The 19242-nt window shown below is 44.7% G+C and carries 21 protein-coding genes and 1 pseudogene; 1 reads left to right on the top strand and 21 read right to left on the bottom strand.

Features of this window, described 5'->3' with window-relative positions:
- Nucleotides 1–4: 4 nt before the first annotated feature.
- The 7 genes from O3602_RS06745 to O3602_RS06715 all read right to left on the bottom strand — a co-directional run bounded on the left by O3602_RS06745 (nt 5) and on the right by O3602_RS06715 (nt 5481).
- Nucleotides 5–709, bottom strand: a complete 705-nt coding sequence (locus O3602_RS06745) for a GNAT family N-acetyltransferase (protein ID WP_371611405.1) — start codon at nt 707–709, stop codon at nt 5–7.
- Nucleotides 706–1026 carry a V-type ATP synthase subunit F gene (locus O3602_RS06740; protein WP_003009443.1) on the bottom strand — a complete coding sequence of 107 codons (321 nt, stop codon included), beginning with the start codon at nt 1024–1026 and terminating at the stop codon, nt 706–708. Before O3602_RS06740 ends, O3602_RS06745 begins: the two co-directional genes overlap by 4 nt.
- Nucleotides 1007–2026 (bottom strand): V-type ATPase subunit, encoded by a 1020-nt coding sequence (locus O3602_RS06735; RefSeq protein WP_371611404.1) that lies wholly within the window; start codon nt 2024–2026, stop codon nt 1007–1009. The genes O3602_RS06740 and O3602_RS06735 overlap by 20 nt, the downstream gene beginning before the upstream one ends.
- A 9-nt stretch (nt 2027–2035) precedes the next feature.
- On the bottom strand, nt 2036–2626 hold the full coding sequence (locus O3602_RS06730; RefSeq protein WP_004219592.1) for a hypothetical protein: 591 nt from the start codon (nt 2624–2626) through the stop codon (nt 2036–2038).
- A 70-nt stretch (nt 2627–2696) separates the two neighbouring features.
- The gene (locus O3602_RS06725; RefSeq protein ID WP_003009435.1) at nt 2697–3176 is read right to left on the bottom strand and encodes a V-type ATP synthase subunit K; all 480 of its coding nucleotides are present in this window, start codon (nt 3174–3176) and stop codon (nt 2697–2699) included.
- 30 nt (nt 3177–3206) lie between these two features.
- Complete coding sequence (locus tag O3602_RS06720; protein ID WP_371611403.1) at nt 3207–5168, bottom strand: V-type ATP synthase subunit I; 1962 nt, start codon at nt 5166–5168, stop codon at nt 3207–3209.
- Entirely contained in the window at nt 5158–5481 is a 324-nt protein-coding gene (locus O3602_RS06715; RefSeq protein ID WP_371611402.1) for a hypothetical protein, read from the bottom strand. Before O3602_RS06715 ends, O3602_RS06720 begins: the two co-directional genes overlap by 11 nt.
- A gap of 293 nt (nt 5482–5774) precedes the next feature.
- On the opposite strand from O3602_RS06715, the gene O3602_RS06710 reads away from it, so the two are divergent.
- Entirely contained in the window at nt 5775–6614 is an 840-nt protein-coding gene (locus tag O3602_RS06710; protein ID WP_371611401.1) for a MurR/RpiR family transcriptional regulator, read from the top strand.
- 97 nt (nt 6615–6711) lie between these two features.
- Here the strand turns inward: O3602_RS06710 and O3602_RS06705 are convergent, their stop codons facing one another.
- The 14 genes and pseudogenes from O3602_RS06705 to adhE all read right to left on the bottom strand — a co-directional run bounded on the left by O3602_RS06705 (nt 6712) and on the right by adhE (nt 19133).
- Nucleotides 6712–7599, bottom strand: coding sequence for an ROK family protein (locus O3602_RS06705; protein ID WP_151379332.1), 888 nt, complete (start codon nt 7597–7599; stop codon nt 6712–6714).
- A gap of 15 nt (nt 7600–7614) precedes the next feature.
- Nucleotides 7615–8532 carry a dihydrodipicolinate synthase family protein gene (locus tag O3602_RS06700; protein WP_037608222.1) on the bottom strand — a complete coding sequence of 306 codons (918 nt, stop codon included), beginning with the start codon at nt 8530–8532 and terminating at the stop codon, nt 7615–7617.
- A 31-nt stretch (nt 8533–8563) separates the two neighbouring features.
- Nucleotides 8564–9211, bottom strand: a complete 648-nt coding sequence (locus tag O3602_RS06695) for a YesL family protein (protein WP_003009419.1) — start codon at nt 9209–9211, stop codon at nt 8564–8566.
- A gap of 21 nt (nt 9212–9232) precedes the next feature.
- Entirely contained in the window at nt 9233–9685 is a 453-nt protein-coding gene (locus O3602_RS06690; RefSeq protein ID WP_003013966.1) for a YhcH/YjgK/YiaL family protein, read from the bottom strand.
- A gap of 74 nt (nt 9686–9759) precedes the next feature.
- Nucleotides 9760–10599 carry a carbohydrate ABC transporter permease gene (locus O3602_RS06685; protein WP_003002334.1) on the bottom strand — a complete coding sequence of 280 codons (840 nt, stop codon included), beginning with the start codon at nt 10597–10599 and terminating at the stop codon, nt 9760–9762.
- Nucleotides 10600–10614: 15 nt separating this feature from the next.
- On the bottom strand, nt 10615–11502 hold the full coding sequence (locus O3602_RS06680; RefSeq protein ID WP_003014045.1) for a carbohydrate ABC transporter permease: 888 nt from the start codon (nt 11500–11502) through the stop codon (nt 10615–10617).
- Nucleotides 11503–11684: 182 nt separating this feature from the next.
- The gene (locus O3602_RS06675; RefSeq protein WP_003013896.1) at nt 11685–13001 is read right to left on the bottom strand and encodes an extracellular solute-binding protein; all 1317 of its coding nucleotides are present in this window, start codon (nt 12999–13001) and stop codon (nt 11685–11687) included.
- A gap of 132 nt (nt 13002–13133) precedes the next feature.
- On the bottom strand, nt 13134–13832 hold the full coding sequence (locus O3602_RS06670; RefSeq protein ID WP_003014058.1) for an N-acetylmannosamine-6-phosphate 2-epimerase: 699 nt from the start codon (nt 13830–13832) through the stop codon (nt 13134–13136).
- A gap of 170 nt (nt 13833–14002) precedes the next feature.
- Nucleotides 14003–14389: a hypothetical protein gene (locus tag O3602_RS06665; RefSeq protein ID WP_037607317.1), complete on the bottom strand. Its 387-nt coding sequence runs from the start codon at nt 14387–14389 to the stop codon at nt 14003–14005.
- A gap of 312 nt (nt 14390–14701) precedes the next feature.
- A pseudogene (locus O3602_RS06660) lies at nt 14702–14818 on the bottom strand (alcohol dehydrogenase); the annotation flags it as partial.
- Between the two features lie 210 nt (nt 14819–15028).
- Nucleotides 15029–15352 carry a hypothetical protein gene (locus O3602_RS06655; RefSeq protein ID WP_003013922.1) on the bottom strand — a complete coding sequence of 108 codons (324 nt, stop codon included), beginning with the start codon at nt 15350–15352 and terminating at the stop codon, nt 15029–15031.
- Nucleotides 15352–15657 (bottom strand): hypothetical protein, encoded by a 306-nt coding sequence (locus O3602_RS06650; RefSeq protein WP_003002376.1) that lies wholly within the window; start codon nt 15655–15657, stop codon nt 15352–15354. The genes O3602_RS06655 and O3602_RS06650 overlap by 1 nt, the downstream gene beginning before the upstream one ends.
- Before the next feature lie 13 nt (nt 15658–15670).
- Nucleotides 15671–16228: a hypothetical protein gene (locus O3602_RS06645; protein WP_003013884.1), complete on the bottom strand. Its 558-nt coding sequence runs from the start codon at nt 16226–16228 to the stop codon at nt 15671–15673.
- 253 nt (nt 16229–16481) lie between these two features.
- Complete coding sequence (gene adhE, locus O3602_RS06640) at nt 16482–19133, bottom strand: bifunctional acetaldehyde-CoA/alcohol dehydrogenase (RefSeq protein ID WP_003002310.1); 2652 nt, start codon at nt 19131–19133, stop codon at nt 16482–16484.
- Between the last annotated feature and the right edge of the window lie 109 nt (nt 19134–19242).

Genomic DNA, 19242 nt, shown 5'->3' with positions numbered 1-19242 from the left:
TGTTTTACTTGTGCGCTATCTCTCTTAGAGCTTGCTTTTGTTGGCCATTGGCATCGAAATTGCTTGGATCCAACCAAGCTTCTAGTCGCTGTTTGATAGCTGGCCATTCTTGGTCAATGATAGACAACCAGTCTGTATCGCGGGTACGACCTTTATAAACAACAGCCTGACGGAAACAGCCTTCATAGGTAAACCCTAAGCGCTCAGCTGCTTTGCGAGATGCTTGGTTTAAGGCATCGCATTTCCACTCATAGCGGCGGTAGCCTAAATCTTCAAACACGTAGCGCGCTAACAGATACTGGGCTTCCGTAGCCATGCGTGTCTTTTGGAGCGCTGGTGAGTAGGTCACTGCTCCGACTTCGATCACCCGATTAGCTTGATCGATCCGCATGAGAGAGAAAGTCCCCAAAGCCTTGCCTGAATCTTTGTCTACAATCGCATAGTAAAAGCGACCTTGGGCTGTCATGAGATCATCTAATAGGTAGTCCCACTCCTCTTCATTGCGGGCAGGGCCTTTGAACAGAAAAGTCCACATCTCTGCTGGAGAGTCCGGCCCGTAGACCTGATAAAGATCTGCTCCATGTTTTTCTTTTGAGAGGCGCTCGATCACGGTATAGCGACCTTCGATCCGCTCAATAGCTGGTAGACGACCCGGTGTAAATTCCGGCAGTGCATCGCCAATCGCTTGGCCAAATTCATTTGTTCTCATAAAATATCCTGTCCTACTGCTTTTTCGACATTATCACGAATCCGCTGTTGGCCCAGTCCCGTAGTCCCTCTATGGGTCGGGATAAGGATCAGAGCCGGTGTCAGCTGCTGGTCGTAAAAAGCCACTGTATCTGGAATGGCCTGAGCAATATCCTCTGTCAGGTAGATAATCCCGAAGTTTTCCCGACTGAGTTTTCGCAAGGTATTGATCGCTTCTTGTGGCTCTGTGACCGGATAGGTTTGAAAACCAATCAGTCGAAAAGGAAGGATGGCATCCCGATTACCCACAACGGCGATCTTATAGGTCTGTTTGTCCATAAATCGGTCTCATCCTTTCTTTGATGTCTGCTAGCGGAAAACCATTGTCCAAACCAGAGAGGACCAAACGAAGGTTGGTCACCTCTAACTCTTTTCCGTAAAGATAACGAACAAGAGGGAGTGGTCCATCGACTTCAAAACGGCCAGCGTCTAGAAGACTGAATTTCACCAAACTCTCTAAATACTCCAACTCCACGGTCTTTAATTGACCGGTGCGCATCTTTTCTTCATAAGTTTCTAAGGCGAGATCGTACTCTAGCGGATTAACTTGATAAAACCAGGTCAACCACTGACCCGATTCTAGCAGGTCGATCACCTGATGGGCACTGAGGCTCCCTTCATCTGAGAGTAATTGGTGCATAAAACTATGCGGTTTTTGCTGATCCAAGGCCCGCTTGACCGTAATCGCATTGTAAAAGTCAATGGTCACATCCACCAACTGCTTCAGAATCGGGTGATCTAGGCTGTCCCCTAAGTATCGCAGGTGTTTAAAATAAGCTAAGTCCATCCCGATTTCGAGAACCCGCAAGTCCTGATAATCTTGGAATTCTTGCCAGGTTGCAGCCACTTCTTCCGCCATAAAGGCCGGACAATGCTCCGCAGAAAAGGTCGCCACCAAATGCTCGAGAACATCGAGAGAATAAGGACCGATAGGGATCAATAAGTGCCCCAACTTGCGCTCTGTCGCCTTGTGTTTTAGATAAACCTTGAGATTATGATAGGTGTATTTCAAGGTAAAAAGGCTAACCAGGTCTGACTGAGGGCTTACCTCAAAAGCCCATTGGTATTCTGCCAACAAGGCTGCCATCAGGCGGGCTTCAAGAGCTGATAAATCCTTGATCTCGTGGCTGTCTAAAGCATAAGGCGTCCCCTGCAACAAGCCTTCTCGACTCTCGCTGGAGGGACTTGCAAGCAACTGCTCGAACTGACTGGGACTGACAAAACTAGCCTCACGTACGCTGATTCCTGTATTGACTTGAGAATAGGTCCGTTCGCTCATTGCAACCTCCTAGTTCTCTTCATCTGTGAAAATGCTGGCTGCCATCTGGTAGCTTTCTTGCTCCCAAATGGAATCCACCAAATCACGGTAGAGATAGTTGTCATCAATCTTCCCAACCGACAGGATAAAGCCTGCTTGAGCTGGGATTGTTGCATCTGCAACCGTCACATTCTGATGCGTCTGCTTCAATCTCTCGAGAGCTGCTGAATCAAATTTAGCAGCGCTCACCGCCCCGAAGGTCAGGGTCACAACTTGTCCCTGATAGCGATCTAAGACCGCATCTACAAACTGCATTTCCTTTTCAAGGGGCCAAGCCACCATCGCTTCATAAGCATCTGCAAAGAGATCCTTTAAGACTCGTTGCTTGGTGACAAGGGTTGATTGGCGTTTTTTATTTTCGATTTGTTGGGTTTCACGTTGCAATTGACGTTGAATCCGCTTGAGCTGCTCGGAGCGTTGATTGAGTTTGTCTTGGATCAAACGCTCTTCTTGCGCAGTCTCTTCTTTTAGGATGGTTTCCTTGGCCTCTTCTAAGAGTTTACGCCCTTTTTCGTGGGCTTGGGCCAAGATCGAATCCTTTAATTGGGTTTGTTCATCCATATCGTTTTTTCTCCTATTGCATGCGTCTTGTGTTTTTCGCCTCGTAAGGCGAATCCATCAAAGCTAACTCTTAGCCGACGCGTAGGGTCAATAGGAAGGACACAACGAAGGCCAAGATGGCGTAGGTTTCAACCATGGCCGCAAGGATAACCCCTTTCATCATGTCTTCAGGGCGTTTGGCCAAGATTTGCATCCCTGCTGTCGCAACATTTCCTTGGTGTTTGGCTGAGAAATAACCAACGATCGCAACTGGAAGAGCTGTAAAGAAGTAAGCAACCCCTGTTTCAAGTGGCATATCTGGCTTAATTTGCAACCAGATCAAGATCCCGATAACGAAACCGTACAAACCTTGTGTACCTGGCAACAATTGCAAAATCAAGGCTTGGGCAAATTTTTCAGGTTGTTCTTTCAAGAGTGCTGCTGCTGCTTGACCCGTTTTACCAACCCCAAGGGCAGATCCCATTCCACTAAGTGCAACGGCGATCGCCACACCAAATGCTGCAAAGAAGGCGCCCCCATGGGCTGAAAAATATGATGCTAAAGATTCCATGAATATACTCCTATTTATTAAAGATAATACTTATTTTTTTGTTTTAATATAGCGTTCAGAAGGTTTGAGAGGACGAAATGGCTTGCCTCCTCCTTCGTAGAACTTACCGAAGAACTCCACAAAGATCAAACGGGCTCCATGCACATATCCTGACAAGAAGGACAGGAACATATTAATGGCATGTAGGACGATAAAGAGCACAAGCCCTACCGTAAACCGTCCAAGCGGTGGGAAGAGATTGACAATAAGGTTAAAGGCCGAACCGATACTAGCTCCAGACAAGCCCAAGGCCATCAAACGGGTGAAGCTGACCAAGTCTCCGACATAGCCACTAACATTGTAGAGGTTAAAGAGACCAGAGGCTAAACCGGACAACTTCTTGGCGCTGACAATGGAAACAATCAAGATCCCAATGGCATTCAAAATAGCTAACCACTTGCCAATCGGAACTAAAATGCTCATCCCTGGCAAGATATTGCCTACTGCTAGAAGCATTAAACCAAGTAGGATCAAGACCCAAGCAAAGCCCGCATTATAGGCTTCCGTGTAGTCTTTGAGGCGGACATTTTTCATTCCCCCTAGGAACAGTCCCACTAAGACAGTGACAAAACCAAAGACCACTGAGAGGATCAGGATGGTCATGGCGTTGCTGGTCGTACTGATCAAGGCAAAAGGCATCTCAAATCCAAAGAAAGAGCCATAGACCACACCCCAAAGGGCAACTGAAATCCCGAGGAGACTGAAGAAACGCAGGTTCTTTGCTGTCCCAGGCTTGAGCTTAAAGGCTTTAAGGGCAAAGCCTGTCGCTACCGTTAGCAACAGTCCATAACCGATATCTGCGACCATCATGCCAAAGAAAACAAAGTAGAAGAGAGAAACGATCGGTGTCGGATCTTTCTCGTAATACTTAGGCAGGGCGTACATCTCTGTGACTAATTCAAAGGGCTCTACCAAGGCACTATTTCGCAACTGGATTGGAACGTCATCCCAATCTTTTTCCGTCACATCGCGCGTCTCTAGTAAGACCCGAGAACCAAAACCTTCTTGCAAGAAGTCTCGCAATGAGGCCACTTGGGATGTTTCAATCCAACCCTCTAGGGCTACCAAACTTTGCGTGCTGGCAAGAAGCGACTTGGCTTCCTCACGAGCTCCCAAACTCAGCAAGTAATCCATCTGGTACTTGAGCTGGTCCAGCTCCTTCTGGGAGTTTTGCAACTCTGCTAGGGTTGCTGCAACTACAGCTTCTTGCTCTTTGATTTCCCCTTCTAGGCGATCCAAGTAGGCGGCCGGGACCTGCTCTTCTTCATAGTCCAATTCTTTGAACCCATGGTCTTCTAGAAGCTCCTGAACAGCTACACGATCTCCCGAGCGATACAAGATGACATAGCCGTGTTCGGTTTCAGACGTAAAGACTTCTTCTAGCTCCAGCTCAGGATGAGCTTTTAAGGAAGAACGAACAGCGTCTGTATCGCTATTTGGGATAGTCCCAATCAAGCCATGCACATAGTGAAAATTAGCGAGGGCAGCTGGCGTCACCTCTAACGGTCGCCATTTTTCTAAGCGCTCTATCTCTGCCTTTGCATCCGCAATCTTCTGACGAGCCTTGTCTAACACGCGCAATTGGCGTTTCAACTTGGTCAATAGAAGATCCTCATCTCGAATCATCCCGTGGGCCTGCAAGTCATCAAAAGACAAGCTTAAGGGTTCTTCCTTTAGAGCTTGCAGGGCCTTCTTCTCAGGCATGTAAGGCTCCAGAGTCTGAATCATTTTTTCAACTTGTTCTTGACGTTTTTGCAGCTCTACCAGGGCTTGATGATTGTCCTCTGTCAAGGGTTGAGACAAGGTATTTGCCTCAAAGGCAGCCTGCCACTCTTCCTGTTCACTTAGGTCATAAATCTGGATTTTCGCCTCAGACTGTAGCGCTAGTAGGAGACTGTCCAAGTCATCTTTGGGCAAGATGAGGGACAGTTTTTGCATCTGACTAACGGCCATAGCTTGCTACCACCTTTTCTACAATGGCTTCAACTAACCCAGTTCGCTTATCGGTCATCGCCTGTTGTACCTTGGCAACATTGCGCGCAACTGTTTCTTCCAGATCTTTCGTTAAACGGACGAGTCTTTCTTGGGCGTTTTTTTCTGCCTCTGTGACCAATTGCTTGGTTTCCTCATCGTAATGCTGTGCCACTGTTGCAAGGCGATCGCGCGAATCCGTTCGGATTTGATCGACTTGAGCTTCATAGCCTACGACCACGCCCTGAGCAGCTTGCTCGATCTCTTGCATCATCTCGAGTGTTGCATTCGACATCGTCACACCTCCTTATTCAACTATTGTTCTTCCAACAACAGTACAATTATCTTAAATTATACCACAATTCATATCGTTTGTTCAGGCCTGACCGGGAATTTTCAGAAAATTGTGGACAACCAACAAGCCCTTACTGTCAAGATTGGTAGCGTTCTCTTCTTTTCTTGTATCCTGTTCCTAGTTTCAGTATTTCTTACTTGCTTTTACTTGAATAAAGCGGGTCCCCATGTTATAATGTGTAATATATTATAGGAGCATTCTGTTATTTCATCCTGTGAGAAAGGAGGATTGCTGTGAAACAAGATCAAGATTTACGCACCATTATCGCCAGCCATGAAGCTGAGTTAACGGATATGGAACGCGACATTGCCCAATATTTTTTATCATCCGAAGCACGACAGCACTCCCTGTCCTCTTCTCGTGTAACTGAGCTACTCCATGTCTCAAAGGCAGCTTTAACGCGTTTCTCTCAAAAATGTGGTTTTTCCGGCTATCGGGAGTTTGTCTATCATTTTAATGAGGAAACAAAGAATCAAAAACAGGTGCAAGAGCATGACGAACTCACTCTCAGCGTCTTGCAACGCTACCACCATATCAGTAACGTCACTGAAAGTCTGGTAAAAGATTCCCAATTAGATCGGGTAGCTGAACTAATCGATCAAGTAGACCGAGTCTATTTCTTCGGGATCGGTAGTTCCGGTTTAGTCGCTCGAGAAATGAAATTGCGCTTTATGCGACTGGGGGTCGTTTGTGAAGCCCTGACTGATCAAGATGGCTTTGCTTGGACGACCAGTATTCTCGATTCCTCTTGTTTAGTCATCGGTTTCTCATTGTCAGGAGGCACCAACTCCATTACAGACAGTCTCCTGGACGCCAAAGCAAAAGGGGCTAAAACGGTTCTTGTGACCGCTAACCCGGCTGCCATCCACCAAGGATTCACAGAAGTGTTACCGGCCGCACCTCTTCCTAGTAATACCTATATCGATCGAATCTCCGCTATTTTACCACTCCTCATTGTGGTCGATTTGATCTATGCTCATTTCCTTAATAAAAGCCGAGAACAAAAGGAAATTGTCTTTAATAGCTACTGGGAAAACAAAAAGCTTTCTGCTCAACGTTCTCGAAAATCTTAATATGGTCTCCCTATTTAAAAAGCATAAAAGATCAGGTTTTCTTCATCTTTCATGCTTTTTTTGATGAATCAAAAACAAGTCGCCAGCGCGACTTGTTTTATGTTCCATGTTTTTGTCTAAAGTGGTAGTAGGCCCCCAACATACCCGCAGCGTTTTGGTGGTGGGCAAATTCCAAACGGATCTTATCTGCTAGGCTAGGAACCAGTTCGGCACACAGCGTTTGATAGATTTTAGGTTTCAGGATCGCTTCCTGGGCCATAATCCCCCCTCCAAGAACGATGACCTCTGGATTGACCACATAGGCGATATTGGCCAGTCCTTTTCCAAGGTAGGTCACCATCCGATCAATTCCAGCCATACAGATTTTATCTCCTTCCGTTGCCTGCTTGAAGATCCGGCGACCATTCCACTGTTCCACAGGATCACCATGATGTTCTGCCACATACTCGACCAAAGCCGTCGTCGAAGCTAAATCCTGAAAGGCACCGTCTGGCAAATGAAGATAGCCAACCTCACAAGCTGAATTGCTAAAACCATGAAAGACCTGACCATCAAGCAAGAGGCAACCGCCAATCCCTGTCCCAATCGTCAGGCAAACAGCATTGTTCGATCCTTTTGCATGACCTGTAGTGACCTCTGCGAGACCGGCACAGTTGACATCATTTTCAATCTCGCAAGGGATCTGAAAGGTCTCTTCGATTTCCTTTTTGAATTGGGTGCCTGCATAGTTGGGAATTTGTGGGCCAGCATAAAAGATTTCTCCCTTATCAGGATCAACCATTCCAGCCGAAGAAATCGCAACCCCTGCCAAAGGATGCTTCTTCAAATAACGGGCTACGATTTCCTTTGTTGTGTTAAGAATGTGAGGTCCTCCTTTTTGGGCCTCCGTTGGCATTTCATGGGTCTCTAAGAGTTGCCCTTTTGCATCGGCTAGACCATACTTGATACTGGTCCCTCCGATATCAATTACAACATATGGATTCATCTAGACCTCCTTTGATCAAAGGAATCTGGCTTTTGTGTCCTGAATGAGTTGAGCAGCACGTTGAATCACTTCTTGATCCGCTTCTACTACTGGCGTCAAAGGGGAGCGAACAGATCCCAAGTCCAAACCTTCATTGATGCGCAAAACCGCTTTGATGACCGCATACATATTGCCATGAGCAGACGTCAAGACTCCGATAATGTCATTAATAGCAAACTGCAAGGCACGCGCAGTCTCTAAATCTTTCTCAGCAATCAGCTGATTGAGCTTCAAGAAGAGCTCTGGCATCGCACCATAGGTGCCACCGATCCCAGCATGCGCTCCCATGAGACGGCCACCTAAGAATTGTTCATCTGGGCCATTAAAGACGATATGGTCGTCGCCTCCTAAAGAAGCAAAGGTTTGAATGTCCTGAACAGGCATCGAAGAATTCTTGACCCCAATCACCCGTGGATTTTTCAACATTTCCTTGTAAAGACTCGGTGTCAAAGCGACCCCTGCCAATTGCGGGATATTGTAGATGACAAAGTCTGTATTGGGTGCGGCTGCACTGATTTCATTCCAGTAGTGGGCTACACTGTATTCTGGCAAGCGGAAATAGATCGGCGGAATGGCCGCAATGGCATCCACCCCTAGTTCTTCTGCATGTCGTGCCAATTCCACGCTATCCTTGGTGTTGTTGCAGGCTACGTGAGCAATGATGGTCAATTTCCCTTTAGCTACTGCCATCACTTCTTCCAAGATCAGCTTGCGATCGGCCACGCTCTGGTAGATACATTCGCCAGAGGATCCGTTGACATACAAGCCCTGCACACCTTTCGCGATAAAATATTCTACCAGCGCACGTACCCGCTCCGGGCTAATTTCTCCTTGGTCATCATAGCAGGCATAAAAAGCGGGGATGACTCCTTCATATTTTTTTAAATCTGACATTTTTTCTCCTTTTGTCACTAATAAATTCATTTTATTCTTGGTACTGGGCGAAAATCTTTTCCATTAATCCAACTTGTGCAAAAGCCAAGCTTGAAAAGCCGAACAAGAAAAAGATCATGAGCCCCAATAGGAAAGCTAAAACTGAGCTTGCAAGAGCCATACATAGAAGCAAGAGAGCACTTCCCATGACAAAGAACCAAGGAAAATGTAAGCCTGTCACAATCATGGCTTTTTGCAAACACTCTTTCCAATCCAATTGGTAGCGAGCCGCAATCGGATAAGCAGCCAATAAGATCAACACAAGAAAGAGAAAGAGGCCTAAACAAATGGTTTTCAAAGCTTGGAAAGCTAGGGAAGTTTGCCCCCAAAATAAGAATAAATCAAAGAGACAAATACCTGCAACAATCAGTTCTAAACTTCCTAGTTGCAAGCCTATTTTCCAATTGTCCCGAAAAGCCTTCGCATAACTACGAATCACCGGAACTCGACGCTGGTGCTTAATGGCAAATAAGGTCTGATACAAACTAATTTTCGCAATTCCAATCGTGAGAACTGGTAAACAACTTAGCACAAATAAAAGATTAACGGTTACCAAGTCGAGAACCTTCTCACTGATACGCATCACTACATTGTCCGTGTTAAAAACGGTTTTGATCAATCCTGCCCCCTTAGATGACATAGGCACTCCTTTCTAACGTGATTAATCGATCGCAATTTTAAATAGATATTTTTTCACGATATCTTCTTGCCCTGCATAGCCATTGGGTTGGTGAGGCTCCCCTGGAAAGAAAATCGCAAAATTATGATAGCCTAGATGAAGCGGATAAGACTCCTGGCAATGGACAAAACCGATGTCCGATGCTTCGTCAAATGCGAGCGCCTCACCTGTCACACGAGATCCATAACTCGAAAACTCATGCCCTTCTATCAATAAATGCAAATCGGCATATCTTTTGTGGTGTTCAAAGCGATCATTTTCTGCTTTGTTGAGGGTATTTTCTTGAACGACGAGGAAGACCTTATCCCCATCAATATCGTATCTCCCCAATTCAAAAGAATCCTTCCGATGCTCATAGAGAAAGTCAATGGCCTGATCCAGATTGGGGTGGATTCCTTTGTAAAAGGTGATGTTTTTTAAATCATCAAATATCATATTCTCATCCTTTCGATACGTCTCAGCCTAGCAAACCGATCTGTACACAACTATCGTTTGTCCAAGCAGACGGCTTATCCTTTGACCGCTCCCATGGTAATCCCTTGTGTGAAGGATTTTTGGAAGACCAGGAAGACCGTAACGATTGGCACTGCAGCTAGGGCTGCCCCAGCCATGATCAAGCCATAGTTGGTGGCCATTTCGGCCTGCATGGTTGCTACCCCTAAGGAAATGGTCAGGTTTTGACGAGAAGTCAGCATTACCAATTGCATAAAGTAGTCGTTCCAGGTGTTGATAAAGGTAAAGATGGCAAGGGCTGCAAATCCCGGCTTGACAATTGGGAAGGCAACGCTCCAGAAAGTTCGTAACTCTCCACAACCATCGATCTTAGCAGATTCTAAGAGTTCTGTTGGGATGTTTTCACTAAATTGCTTCATCAAGAAGACCCCGAATGGCCATCCAACCAATGGTAGAATAACCGCTGCAAGGGTATCATGAATCCCCATAAAGTTAATAATCCGTACCAATGGAACTAAGACAACTTGTTTCGGAAGGGCCATAGCTGCAATGAAGATGGCAAAGAGAATTCGTTGCCCATAGAAGCGTTTCTTAGCCAAGACATAACCTGCCAAGGAAGAGGTCATACACACCAAAAGCATGGTTGCAAGGGAGATGAAGACACTATTCCACAACCATTGTAGGGCTGGGTTTTGTACCATCAACTGCTGGAAGTTTTCCATGGTTGGTGTCTTTGGCCACCATTGAGGTGGGATCATAATGGTGTCTGGCTGAGATTTAAATGCCCCTGTCAAAATCCAATAAAATGGGAAAATGAACAAGACTGTTAAAAGGAGCAAAATGATCGTTGAAATCACTGTAAAGGCAGTGATGGGTTTCTTTTGTGTTGGTTTCATCTGAGGCTCCTTTCTTTAGTATTCTACGTCGTTTCCAAGGATCTTGAATTGCGCAAAGCTGATAATGGCAATCATCACCGCAAGGAAGACACCCATGGTGTTGGCATAACCGTATTCAGAGAGTTTAAAGGCTTTTTCATAGAGGTAGTACATGAGGGTACTCGTTGAGTAGTTAGGACCTCCTGATGTCAACAATTGGATCAAGGCGAAACATTGGAAAGAGTTAATGGTCGTAATGATCGCAATGTACAAGGTTGTTGGCAATAGGCTTGGCCATTTGATTTTCCAGAAAACTTGCAGTTCTGTTGCACCATCCACACGCGCGGCTTCTACAAGTGAATTATCAATATTTCCCATAGCAGCGATGTAGAGGATGATCGGTTGACCAACTGAAGTGGTCAACAAAATAATGATGATGGCCATCAAAGCCCAGTGTTTGTCCCCCAACCAAGAAATGTTTTGGTTGATGACATGTCCAGATTTCAATACAAAGTTCAAAATCCCTGATAGTGGATCATAGATCCATTTCCACACAACCGTTACCGCTACACTCCCTGTAACAACTGGAAGGAAGAAAACGAAACGGTAGAAGGAACGCGCAATCGCATTTTGATGATAGGTCTGAGAAGCCACAAATAAGGAGAACAATACGACGATTGGAACGGATCCAATAACGATGATGACGGTATTGATCAAGGACTTGATAAAGACCTTATCCGCAAACATGCGGGAATAATTTTCTAAACCGACAAACTTAAAGGATGTCATAGAATAGTTGAAGAAACTTGTCACAAAGCCCATAATCATGGGTGCTAGGACAAAGACCGTAAAGAAGATTAAAATGGGTGCTAGGAATGCGTAGGAAACGAGTGTCTCCCTCATTCGGATTTTGTTTACCTTCACAGCAAGGCACCTCCTAGTGTTCTTTTTCTATTTTCTTTTCTAAACATATCTTACGATTTAAGAAAAGAAGATTCAGAAAGAATGAAGACCCCTTCGTTCCATTCCAAATAGAGAGCTACGGATTCGAAGGGGCCTGCATATTCTCATTTCTATGAAAGACTTAGATTTGCTTCATAGACTGATTATTTTTTCTTGATCGTTTCGTTTGCTTTTTCAGTAAAGGTCTTCAAAGCTGGTTCTGCTTTTTCATCCCCGTTTGAAACAGATTGCAACATTGGGAACCATAGGGTCCGCATTTCTGCAAAACCGTCGATCGTGTTGTAGTATGGTGAGTAGTATTTTGTCCATGTGCTGATGGTTTCCATCCGTTTGTCATCGTACAACTTACCAAATGAACTACGAACTGGGAAGGCTCCTGTACGCACAACATCTTTTGGACCCCATTCTTTGTCGTCTGCGATGAACTGTACAAATTTCTTAGCAGCAGCAATTTTCTTTTCATCTTTATTATTGAAGACTGCAAATCCATTGACAAGGTATTCCAATTTTGGCTTGCCTGAGTCAGATGGGAATGGCACTTCTACTACTTCAACCTTGCTTGCATCCAATAATTTAGCTTGAATACCCTTTTGACCTGGTGCCCACAAGATAGTGTAAGAAGTTTGACCATTCGCAAAGTTTTGGATGTCTGCCGAACCATCGAATTGAGAGCCGTTCATCATCAAACCGTCTTTAATCCATTTAGACGCCTTGTCCAAACCTTTGACGAATTTAGGATCATCTGTTGTATATTTAGTTACTTTTTCATCTGTAACAGAACCACCGTAAAGGTTGGCAATGAAAGCACGAGTTCCTTGGTCTCCACCTTGACCATTACTGAAGAGGGATCCTGGTGTGTAACCTTTATCTTTTAAGGCTTTCAAGACTTTTTCAAAATCATCAGTTGTCCAGCCTTCTTTGACAAGGTCTAGAACCCCAGCATCTTCCAACATTTTCTTGTTCATGGCCATGTAGAATGGTGCAGAACTGATTGGATACATGTAAGCAGTGTCTCCAGCTTTACTAGCTTGGATGATATTGTCGTTGTTGACATCTTTTACGAAATCATCAGTGAACAAATCGTTCAAGTCTGCCAACTTTCCATTTTTACCGTATTGGATGATCCGCCCTGGTGCATCAAAGAGCACATCTGGAGCAGTTCCAGCTTCGATTGCTGTCGTGATTTTTTCAGGACCAGATTTGAAGTCAATGGTTTCCAACTTCACTTTAATATCTGGATTTGCTTTTTCAAAGGCTTCGATAATAGATTTTTCGTAGGTTCCGACACCATCTTCTGCTTTTTCTTGAGTAAAGACTGGGAATGCCCACCAGGTAATTTCTGTTTTACCAGAATTTCCTCCAGAAGATTCTGATTTTGATCCTCCGCCAGAGCCACAAGCTGCGAGTGCTAGAAGAGCTGCACCAGCTGCCAACGAGCACAATACTTTTTTCATTTTCATGTGATTTCTCCTCACAATTGCGGTAAGATTACTCTTACAGGGGGTTATCCTCAATGAGGACGCCTATTCTTGTTTCAGATTCGACTACTCTCTATTCGGTCTCCTCCTCCTTCAATCTACTGTTTTGTTTTCTCATTTTAAGGCTGCGACAAAGCGCTCTGTAATCTCTTTTGGTCGAGTAATGGCACCACCTACAACGATGCCGCGAACCCCGAGATCATGGATTTTCTTGGCCTGATCCGGATAGTGGATCTTACCTTCTGCGATGACATCCACTCCTGCTTGGCAGAGGCGATGGATCAGTTCAAAATCTGGACCATCAACCTTTGGACTGTAGTCCGTATAGCCCGAAAGGGTTGTTCCGACAAAGTCCACTCCTGCTTCGACAGCAGTCAATCCTTCTTCCAGAGTCGAAATATCAGCCATCAAGAGTTGGTCTGGATATTTCTCTTTGACTTGATGGATAAAGTCACTAATCGAAAGCCCATCATGACGCGGCCGTTTGGTACAATCAAGAGCAATGACCGCGATATCCAAAACTGCCAACTCATCGACTTCTTTCATAGTAGCCGTGATAAAGGGTTCTTCGGGTGGGTAATCGCGTTTGATAATCCCAATGATCGGTAACTTGGTCACTTCCTTGATTTCCTTGATATCCCGGACACTATTGGCTCGGATTCCTACGGCTCCACCCTGCTCAGCCGCTTTGACTAAGAGAGGAATGACTCCTCCTGCTTCTGTATAGAGCGGTTCATGAGGGAGAGCTTGACAAGAAACAATGATGCCGTCTTTGATTTGTTCAATCAGTTCATCTTTTGTAATCTTTGACATAACTCCTTCTCCTTTGATAATAAGGCAACTCGAGTACTTGTAAATTGATTATAATCTATTTTTAAAGCGCTTACAATATTGTTCTTGCAATCGGATTATAGTTTCACATTTTAAGGAAAAATAAAAAGATCTCTGAAACTAGTTTCAGAGATCTAACACATGGCGATTTCCTAAGCTATCTTTTGAGTCGCTTTTTCCTTTACGACAAATACAAAACCAATAGAGCCGACGACGGCTCCAAGCAAGATCCAATAAACCATATCCGATGAGGCAATTGGGCCTGCCAAGAGACCTGCTAGTAAAAAGAGATCGATATACAGTCTAGTATCGCGATAGAAGGTCCAATTGAAATGGTAGCTACCTTCTAGGTACTGACGTGTCGATACAGGCGGTTGAAAGACCTGAAGAAGGATCAAAACCCCAACAAAAGCAAGATAAGCTAGGCTAACTACCGAAAGCGGAGCCTGCATCGTCAACGCTACAGCCGCTAAAAGCAAGACCAAGATCCAGAAATGGAAGTCCATCCAGAATTCACGATGAAAACAGAACCGTTTCATAAGATCACACCTTTCTCTTTATGTAATCGTTTTCTATACTTATATTATAAGACAACAAATTTATTTTGCAAGGAATCATGGGCTATTTGTGGTTGAAAATAGAGAGTGGGACAGAAATCGGTAATTCGTTAGAATTCGATTTCGTCGTCCCACCTCCGCACAGTTGAGTAGGGCTGTAAAAGCTGATGAAATCAGTGTAGTAGAGCCCACTCAACCACTGCGTCTGGCTCGACAATCCAAAAATAATTGAGAGCCTAGGACTTTTGTCCCAGCCTCGTCTAAAAAAACTATGAACAAATATTAGTTTCCACTTCATTCACTGATATCATTTTCGATAATGACCTTGAGTGCATGGTTTTCACCTGCGTGTTTAAAGACATCATAGGCTTTTTCAACTTCTGAGAGTTTGAAGTGGTGGGTGGTGAGCTTGATCCAGCAGTTGCAGATTGCCTGCAGATACATAAGTTGCAGCTTTCATAAGCGACTCTTTTTTGTTGGTTTGATAAAACCATTTTATTTTTTGTCTCTTTGTGAATATTATAACATAGTAAGTAAGCGCTTGCAAGAATTTATGAGCACATTTTTAAAAGTTTTTTGAGCAAACAAAAACATTCCTCTTATCTCTACCAGAGGAATGTTTCAATCACCTTTTTCTAATTGTTGACGCTGCTTATAGTAATCTTGCTGTTCGCGCTCACGCTCTTCTTCTAAACGCTCTTCATAGCGCTTGAGTTCTGCCTCAAACTCTTCTTGCAAAGCAAATAAACGCTCCAAGCCACTTTGAGTCTCCGCACTTGGGGCTTGAAAATGCAGGGCACTTAGCCAGTCCACTAAATTTTCTGTATGTTGGCGGACATCCATACGCATATCCGCATAATCCCACTCCAGCTCGCTAAGCTTTTGATTGAAGCGGTGATGTCGATCTTCTAGTTGTTCTAATTCACTATTTCCTGAATGGTACATCACATACCTCCCTTAATCGGACTCAATAAAATCGGCTTCTTCACTGATTTCAGTGCTGTTTCTACCGCGTCCGCTGCTCCTCCTGTAAATCCGTCTTTCAAATCACTAACTAGGGTCGTTGTAGCAAAAGAGCGCATCTTTTCGGATTGACCGCCCAAGGTTACCTGCAAACTCATCCCTTCCAACATCATCAAGGCTTTCTGCGTTGCAATCAAACTTCTGATCGCAATCCGCTCTTGCTCCTTTTTAATCTCTCGATGGAGCTCCTCAATTCGTTCTCTGTCCTCTCCCAGGATCTCTAACATCTTTTTCTCCTACTTATGAAAAATCAAAGGCCGTCGCTTGTCCCTTGTCCAAGTCCACCAATTGGGCTGATGCAGCCTCCAGCTGACCTGCCAAGTCTGACAAGCGAGTGGAATAAGCCTTTGCTTGGGCAAGGTTCTCCGCCTCTACCGCTTGGTCCCAACAAGTATCCATGGAGAACTCTCCTAATAGTTGCTCCACTTCTGCGTCTGTTAAAAATTGGGCCATGCTGTGGGCCATTTGAGACACCTCAGCAACCTTATGGAAAACCGTCTCCTTAGCCTCTTCCAGCTTATCCTTGACTTCTGTCTCAAAGACAGTTGCTTGCGCTGAAGCATTCTGCGCTACCGCCAGCACCAATTCCTCCCGCAATTGAATAGTCTGGGTTCCAGACGCGCCTGCCAGTTGCTGATGGAGGCTAGAAATGCTTGGCCTTTCCTGCCCATACATGGAGACCACCGAAGCAGATGATGGCTGATTTTCTGAAGTGGAAGTTTCCCGATCTCGTTGGGGCATTTCAATAATTTTCTGTGCCTGATCTTGTCTTCCTTGCACGTCACCTTCTAACTCCATTTGAGATGGCCTCCTTTCTTGGATTTGTTTTTTCATTTCCTATAACTGAAAAAGGATCATAACCCTTCAGCTACAGGCAGATTCATACACTATAGGGTAACATAAAATAGCTCGGAATGCTATAAAAATAACACAATTTCTGAAAAAAAGTCTAATTTTTTATGAAAAAAACGAGTTTTGGACCCAAATAGCAAAAATCCCCCACTCTTTCGAGCGAGGGATAGCTGATAAACATCAGTTGTTCGTTGGCGTCTTATTTACGACGTCCTGGACGTTCCTTGTAACCATAGTATGCATCTTCGATGATTTCTTGCATATGGTCTACCATTGGAAGACGTGGGTTAGCTGGTGAACATTGATCTTCGTAAGCAAGGAAGGCCAATTCACGAGAATGTTTCTTCCATTCTTTTTCATCGATTCCTTGTGCTTTGAAGTTCATTTCGATACCACAGCGTTCACCGAGTTCGTATACAGCTTTTGCGTAAGCTTCAACGGCTTCTTCTGGAGTAGAGCATGGAAGTCCTAGCATACGAGCGATATCTTGGTATTTTTCATCTGCACGGTAGTAGTTGTACTTAGGCCATGTAGCTGTCTTGGCTGGGCGTGTACCGTTGTAGCGGATAACGTATGGAAGCAAGATCGCATTGGTCCGTCCGTGGATGGTGTGGAATTGCGCACCGATCTTGTGGGCCATTGAGTGAGAAATACCGAGGAAGGCATTGGCGAAGGCCATACCTGCGATCGTTGACGCATTGTGCATCTTTTCGCGTGAATGGAAGTCCGCATTCTTGACTGAGCTTTCCAAGTTTTCAAAGACAAGTTTAATAGCTTGAAGAGCAAGACCATCTGTGAAGTCGCTAGCCATTTGTGATACGTAAGCTTCTGTCGCGTGCGTCAAGACGTCCATACCAGTGTCTGCTGCAACAGATCCAGGAACTGTCAATACCAAGGCAGGGTCTACGATGGCAACTGTTGGAGTCAATGAGTAGTCTGCGATTGGGTATTTACGGTTGTTGGCTTTATCAGAGATAACGGCAAATGGTGTTACTTCAGATCCTGTACCAGATGTTGTTGGGATCGCAATAAATTTGGTCTTCTTACCAAGCAATGGGAACTTGAAGGCACGTTTACGGATATCCATGAATTTTTGAACCAAGTCACGGAAGTCCACTTCTGGTTGTTCGTAGAAGAGCCACATAACTTTGGCCGCATCCATTGGTGATCCACCACCGAGAGCAATGATGGTATCTGGTTTGAAAGCACGCATGATCTCTGTACCACGTTCAACAGTTGTGATATCTGGATCTGGTTCTACGTCTGCAAAGATTTGGTAAACCACCTTGTTGCGACGAAGGTCAAGCTGTTCGATGATACGATCAAGGAAACCAAGCTCTACCATAGCGTGGTCTGTAACGATCATGACACGTTCAACGTCACGACATTTTTGTAGGTATTCAATTGAATCACGTTCAAAGTATGTTTTTGAAGGAAGTTTCATCCATTGCATGTTATTTCTCCGGCGTCCGACTTTTTTGATATTCAAGAGGTTGATAGCACTAACGTTGTCCCCAACAGAGTTACGTCCGTAAGAACCACATCCAAGTGTCAATGATGGCAAGAAGGCATTGTAAACATCCCCGATACCACCGAAAGTCGAAGGAGAGTTGCAGATCACACGAATGGCTTTAACTGCTTTACCAAATTCTTTGGTCAATTCTTCATCAGCAGTATGGATGGCTGCTGAGTGACCAAGACCGTTGAATTCAACCATTTGGCGAGCTTTGTTAATTCCGTCTTCACGGCTTTCAGATTTCAAAACAGCGATGACTGGTGACAATTTTTCACGAGTCAACGGTTCTTTTTCGCCAACTTCTTTACATTCTGCCGCAAGGATATTGGTTCCTTCTGGAACAGAGAAACCAGCTTGTTCAGCGATCCATGTTGCTGGTTTCCCAACGATGTCCGCATTCAATTTCGCACCCGCACAGTTCTTGCTGTTGGCTTTTACACCGAAGCAGAACTCTTCAAGAAGGGCTTTTTCTTTTTTGTTGACAAAGTAAGTGTGGTAAGATTTGAATTCTTCAACAAACTCATCGTAGATTTCTTTATCGATGATAACCGCTTGTTCAGATGCACAGACCATACCGTTGTCAAATGATTTAGACATGACGATATCGTGTGCTGCTTGGCGGATATTGGCTGATTTTTCAACGTAAGCAGGAACGTTTCCGGCACCAACCCCAAGAGCTGGTTTTCCACAAGAATAAGCAGCTTTTACCATGGCGTTACCACCGGTCGCAAGGATCGTAGCAACCCCTTCATGGTTCATAAGGGCACTGGTTGCTTCCATAGAAGGTTGGGTAATCCATTGCACACAGTTCTCAGGTGCTCCAGCTGCAATTGCTGCATCGCGTACGATTCGTGCCGCATGAGCAGATGATTCTTGAGCAGATGGGTGGAAGGCAAAGACGATAGGGTTCCGTGTCTTCAAGGAAATCAATGCTTTAAAGATTGCTGTTGAAGTAGGGTTGGTTGTAGGAGTGATCCCACAGACAACTCCGACTGGCTCCGCAATCAGGGTCAAACCAGTGACGTCATCTTCTGAAATGACACCAACTGTCTTGGTGTGACGCATGTTGTTTACAACGTGTTCACAAGCGAACAAGTTCTTCGTCGCCTTGTCTTCAAAGACTCCACGACCAGTTTCTTCATAAGCATGAAGAGCGAGCTCACCGTGTGCGTCAAGAGCAGCTACAGATGCTTTCGCTACAATGTAGTCGACTTGCTCCTGGTTCAATTTGCGCATTTCTTCAAGCGCCACTAGCGCTTTTTGCACCAACTCGTCTACGTGTTTTTCAGCAGCGAGTTTCTTTTCTTCAGGTGAGAGAGTTTTTTTATCAGCCATTTGATGCTTTCCTCCAATGTTTGAAACCCTTATCCTTTTCTAGAACTTTTTCATGTTTTCGGAAATTTTCAAGAATAGTGTAAGAAATTTCTATTTGTTAATTATTTCA

Origin of the sequence: Streptococcus sp. 27098_8_186 (assembly GCF_041432055.1) — a bacterium.
Classification (GTDB): domain Bacteria; phylum Bacillota; class Bacilli; order Lactobacillales; family Streptococcaceae; genus Streptococcus; species Streptococcus dentalis.
Note: the sequence above shows the minus strand (reverse complement) of the source record. Positions and strands in the feature narration are given on the sequence as shown.

Bases quoted from the DNA above. Each gene is read 5' to 3' on its own strand.
- O3602_RS06745 (WP_371611405.1), bottom strand. From the start codon at position 709: ATGAGAACAAATGAATTTGGCCAAGCGATTGGCGATGCACTGCCGGAA.
- O3602_RS06740 (WP_003009443.1), bottom strand. From the start codon at position 1,026: ATGGACAAACAGACCTATAAGATCGCCGTTGTGGGTAATCGGGATGCC.
- O3602_RS06735 (WP_371611404.1), bottom strand. From the start codon at position 2,026: ATGAGCGAACGGACCTATTCTCAAGTCAATACAGGAATCAGCGTACGT.
- O3602_RS06730 (WP_004219592.1), bottom strand. From the start codon at position 2,626: ATGGATGAACAAACCCAATTAAAGGATTCGATCTTGGCCCAAGCCCAC.
- O3602_RS06725 (WP_003009435.1), bottom strand. From the start codon at position 3,176: ATGGAATCTTTAGCATCATATTTTTCAGCCCATGGGGGCGCCTTCTTT.
- O3602_RS06720 (WP_371611403.1), bottom strand. From the start codon at position 5,168: ATGGCCGTTAGTCAGATGCAAAAACTGTCCCTCATCTTGCCCAAAGAT.
- O3602_RS06715 (WP_371611402.1), bottom strand. From the start codon at position 5,481: ATGTCGAATGCAACACTCGAGATGATGCAAGAGATCGAGCAAGCTGCT.
- O3602_RS06705 (WP_151379332.1), bottom strand. From the start codon at position 7,599: ATGAATCCATATGTTGTAATTGATATCGGAGGGACCAGTATCAAGTAT.
- O3602_RS06700 (WP_037608222.1), bottom strand. From the start codon at position 8,532: ATGTCAGATTTAAAAAAATATGAAGGAGTCATCCCCGCTTTTTATGCC.
- O3602_RS06695 (WP_003009419.1), bottom strand. From the start codon at position 9,211: ATGTCATCTAAGGGGGCAGGATTGATCAAAACCGTTTTTAACACGGAC.
- O3602_RS06690 (WP_003013966.1), bottom strand. From the start codon at position 9,685: ATGATATTTGATGATTTAAAAAACATCACCTTTTACAAAGGAATCCAC.
- O3602_RS06685 (WP_003002334.1), bottom strand. From the start codon at position 10,599: ATGAAACCAACACAAAAGAAACCCATCACTGCCTTTACAGTGATTTCA.
- O3602_RS06675 (WP_003013896.1), bottom strand. From the start codon at position 13,001: ATGAAAATGAAAAAAGTATTGTGCTCGTTGGCAGCTGGTGCAGCTCTT.
- O3602_RS06670 (WP_003014058.1), bottom strand. From the start codon at position 13,832: ATGTCAAAGATTACAAAAGATGAACTGATTGAACAAATCAAAGACGGC.
- O3602_RS06665 (WP_037607317.1), bottom strand. From the start codon at position 14,389: ATGAAACGGTTCTGTTTTCATCGTGAATTCTGGATGGACTTCCATTTC.
- O3602_RS06655 (WP_003013922.1), bottom strand. From the start codon at position 15,352: ATGTACCATTCAGGAAATAGTGAATTAGAACAACTAGAAGATCGACAT.
- O3602_RS06650 (WP_003002376.1), bottom strand. From the start codon at position 15,657: ATGTTAGAGATCCTGGGAGAGGACAGAGAACGAATTGAGGAGCTCCAT.
- O3602_RS06645 (WP_003013884.1), bottom strand. From the start codon at position 16,228: ATGGAGTTAGAAGGTGACGTGCAAGGAAGACAAGATCAGGCACAGAAA.
- adhE (WP_003002310.1), bottom strand. From the start codon at position 19,133: ATGGCTGATAAAAAAACTCTCTCACCTGAAGAAAAGAAACTCGCTGCT.